Origin of the sequence: Mesorhizobium sp. M5C.F.Ca.IN.020.32.2.1 (genome assembly GCF_004023105.1) — a bacterium.
GTDB lineage: Bacteria > Pseudomonadota > Alphaproteobacteria > Rhizobiales > Rhizobiaceae > Mesorhizobium > Mesorhizobium wenxiniae.
In genome coordinates, this window is the sequence record NZ_RZSX01000651.1 from 1 (window position 1) to 3,754 (window position 3,754).

Here is a 3,754-nt window from a genome sequence, read left to right on the forward strand (position 1 = left end):
GTCGAGCAACTGACCTCGTTCAAGTACCGCGTGCGCGGGACGGGACAGGTGCGGCCTTGACGTTATTTGCCGTTAGAGCCTGAGGGCGCTACTCGTGTCAGAGGGGGGCGCCTAGCGCGATGCTGTCATCTTCCGAGCCCGCCGTCTCCTCCCACTATCTGAAGATGCCACATGCCGGAAAAGGCTTGGCCGTCGGGCTGTTCGGCGGTTCGTTCAACCCGCCGCATGCCGGCCATGCACTGGTCGCCGAGATCGCGCTCAGACGTCTGGCGCTCGATCAGCTGTGGTGGATGGTGACGCCGGGCAATCCGCTCAAGAGCGCGCGGGAACTGGCGCCGCTTGCCGAGCGGCTGCGCCTGTCCGAGCAGGTCGCCCGGAACCCGAAGGTCAAGGTCACCGCCTTCGAAGCAACCCATTATGTCCGCTTCACCGCCGACACGCTGGCCCTGGTCAAGGCGCGCAATCCGGGCGTCGACTTCGTCTGGATCATGGGCGCCGATTCCTTGCGCGATTTCCATCGCTGGCAGCGCTGGCGCCAAATCGTGATGACGTTTCCGATCGCGGTGATCGATCGCCCTGGCGCGACGCTGTCGTTCCTGTCGTCGGTTGTCGCCAAGACCTTCGATTACGCGCGTGTCGACGAAGGCGACGCGCCGCGGCTGGCCCGGATGAAGGCGCCGGCCTGGACGTTCATCCACGGCCCGCGCTCGTCGCTGTCGTCGACCGCGATCCGCAAGATGGCTAAGGGATAGGCGTCACCTTCTCCCACAGGGGAGAAGGGAAGACCGCTGATGTCGCATTTGCGGCTGCTTTTCCCTGATCCGTGGGCGATCCTGCGCGGGCATGACGTTTCTCGAGCGAAGCCAGACCCAACGCGATCCGGCGCAGGGCAGCCCGCCAGCCCCGGCGATCGCCATTGCCAGCATCGTCGCGTCGATGGCGCTGGTTGCGGTCGGCAACGGACTGATGTTCGCCTATATTCCGGTCCGGCTCGGCGCCGAGGGCTTCGATCCTACCTGGGCCGGGCTGATCGTCACCGGCCTTTCGGCCGGCGGCCTGGCAGGCTGCATCTTGACCGGTCCGCTGGTGCGGCGCGTCGGCCATGCTCGCGCGTTCATGGTGCTGTCGGCGCTGATCGTGCTGTCGAACGCCGCCGTCGGGGCCGGGCCGCAACCGCTGTCGTGGATCGCGGCACGCGCGCTCTATGGCTTTGCCATATGCGGCCTGTTCATCGTCGCGCAAAGCTGGCTGAACGACGTCGTCGCCAACGCCATACGCGGCAGGGTCATGGCCTTCTTCTACGTCGCCTATGTCGCCGGGCTCGGCGTCGGCTATTCGACACTGGCGCTGATCGATATAAGGGCTGCGGACGCGCCCTTGATCGGCATCGCCTTCACCGCGCTGTCGATCCTCCCCGTTGGGCTGACGCGGCTCGCCCAGCCACCGCCGCCGCAGGCGGCGTCGGTCGCGCTTGGCCGGGCCTGGCGGATTTCGCCGGTGGGCGTCGCCGGCATGGTTGCCGTCGGCGGCCTGTCGATGACGATTTCGGGCTTCGCGCCGATCCATGCCACGGCCAAGGGCTACAGCCAGGCAGATGTGGCACTGCTTTTGTCGGCGATGCCTGTCGGCACATTGATCCTGCAGATCCCGCTTGGATGGATTTCCGACCGCACCGACAGGCGATTTGTGCTGGTCGCCGCTTCGGCGCTTGCCATGGTGGCGGGCCTGTTCGCCATCGGCTTCGATGGTGGTGCGCTGGCGGCGCTGGTCGTCATCTATGTCGTCTGGGCCGGCGCGTCGGAATCGATCTATTCGCTGGCCAGCGCACATGCCGCCGACCGCGCCGGCAAGGACGACATGGTGGCGCTGTCCAGTTCGCTTCTTTTTGCGTGGTCACTGTCCGGCTTCATCGTGCCCGGCATCGTGACCGGGCTTTCCGCCATCTATGGAACGCAGGCTTTCATCTATGTGGCCATCGTCATTGCCACTGGTTTTTGCCTGTTCGTGCTGTGGCGTGTGGTGGCGATGTCACCTGTCCCCGCCGCCGAAACCGGCAATTTCGCGCCGATGACCGCGCAGGCACCGCTGCCGGTAGACCTCGCTTTCCCATCCGAAGAACAGCGTCGCGCGGACAAGGAGACCTACGCCGGCAATTGATCATATCACTGTCGGGTGGCGGCTTCCTGCCGTGGCGCTTCCGGCGGCGGCGCGGGTATAGAAACGCCTTCGCTGTCGAAAGCCTGCTTGGCGCGTTTGGTGAGATCGATCTGGGTGGCGAAGAAATCCGCAGCCGAGGTCCAGTAGCGCAAGGTGATGGCGACGTTGCTGTCGCCGACGGTCGCTACAAAGGCAATCGGCGCCGGCTCCCGCCTGACGCGTCGGTCGGCGGCGGCGACGCCGAGCATGGTCTTTTGAGCGAAATCGATGTCGTTCCAGGAGCCGATGGTCAGCGTGATGTCGCCACGTCGGGCACCGTTGCGTGTATAGTTGCGCACAGGCTGGTTCCACAGCGTCGAATTGGGGGCGAGGATGTAGACGCCGTCGACCGTTCTCAACGTGGTGGCGAACAGGCCGATTTCCTCGATGGTCCCGGCGATGGCGCCGACCTCGACATACTCGCCGATGCGGAATGGCCGCAACGCCAGCAGCATGATGCCGGCGGCAATGTTCTGCAGCGTACCCTGCAGCGCCAGGCCGATGGCCAGGCCGATGGCACCAATGGCGGCAATGATCGAGGTCGTCTGGACGCCGAACTGGCCGAGCACCATGACGACGACGAGGATCAGTATGGCGTAACGGACGATCCTCGAGAAGAAGTGGCGCAGCGTCGTGTCGAAGCCATGGATATGGCCGAGGCCGGCATAGATCGAGCGCTGGGCAAGACCGGCGACGGTATAGCCGAGGACCAGCAGGATGACGGCGCCGATTGCCGAGAAGGCGTACGAGACGACCAGCGCGCTGAGCTGCGCAAGGCCGGACTGCACGGTGAGGAGAGCGTTCTGAGGGTCGATAGGCATGAGGGGGATCCGGTTGGTCAATGCGCCGATAACCCAGGCCAGGCGAGAAGAGTTCCGTTTTTTCTTCAACTACGGAACCGGAAGAACGGTTCTTCGTTGGCTACAGCAGGGCTGCCGTCTTGAAACTGCAACGCAACTCTGCCTATCTAAGGGGTGTCACCTGCTTTGAAGGGTGATTTGGTTGTTCTTGCTGCGAAAGGAAATACACTGAGAACAGCACTGTGGAAGAAGGCCGACATCGTGCCTTCGCCGGCCGGGATCAGCGTAAACGACGCCGTGTCCCGCGCCATCAAGACAGTCCTTGCCAGTCTGGAAGACTCCAAGGCCGAAAACATCGTCTCAATCGACATTCAGGGAAAATCGAGCCTCGGTGACTATATGGTCATCGCGTCCGGCCGATCGCACCGTCATGTCTCGGCTGTCGCCGATCATCTCCTCAAGGCGCTCAAGGATGCCGGGCTCGGCACGGCGCGCGTCGAGGGACTGGCCGGCGCCGACTGGGTCCTGATCGATTCGGGCGACATCATCGTCCATGTCTTCCGTCCCGAAGTCCGCGACTTCTATAATCTCGAAAAGATGTGGCAAGCGCCGGACCTCGAGGAAGAGACCCTCCACTGAGCCGAATTTGATTGATGCATGTCGTTCCCAAAACCGGTGACCACTTTTGGTGACATGCATTAGCGGCTCTTCGAGGCAGGGATGAAAATCACCGTTCACGCCGTGGGCCGGATGAAAGC

Annotated in this window: 4 protein-coding genes; 3 read left to right on the forward strand and 1 reads right to left on the reverse strand. The window is 63.6% G+C overall.

What is annotated here, in order from left to right; genetic code table 11:
* Nucleotides 1-119 precede the first annotated feature (119 nt).
* Nucleotides 120-752, forward strand: coding sequence for a nicotinate-nucleotide adenylyltransferase (locus EOA86_RS26280; RefSeq protein WP_245485831.1), 633 nt, complete (start codon nucleotides 120-122; stop codon nucleotides 750-752).
* 91 nt (nucleotides 753-843) lie between these two features.
* The gene (locus EOA86_RS26285; protein ID WP_127210507.1) at nucleotides 844-2,157 is read left to right on the forward strand and encodes an MFS transporter; all 1,314 of its coding nucleotides are present in this window, start codon (nucleotides 844-846) and stop codon (nucleotides 2,155-2,157) included.
* A 5-nt stretch (nucleotides 2,158-2,162) separates the two neighbouring features.
* Here the strand turns inward: EOA86_RS26285 and EOA86_RS26290 are convergent, their stop codons facing one another.
* Nucleotides 2,163-3,017 carry a mechanosensitive ion channel family protein gene (locus tag EOA86_RS26290; RefSeq protein WP_127210508.1) on the reverse strand — a complete coding sequence of 285 codons (855 nt, stop codon included), beginning with the start codon at nucleotides 3,015-3,017 and terminating at the stop codon, nucleotides 2,163-2,165.
* Between the two features lie 240 nt (nucleotides 3,018-3,257).
* Here EOA86_RS26290 and rsfS point away from each other — a divergent pair, with 240 nt between their 5' ends.
* Entirely contained in the window at nucleotides 3,258-3,635 is a 378-nt protein-coding gene (rsfS, locus tag EOA86_RS26295; protein WP_023800052.1) for a ribosome silencing factor, read from the forward strand.
* Nucleotides 3,636-3,754: the final 119 nt, after the last annotated feature.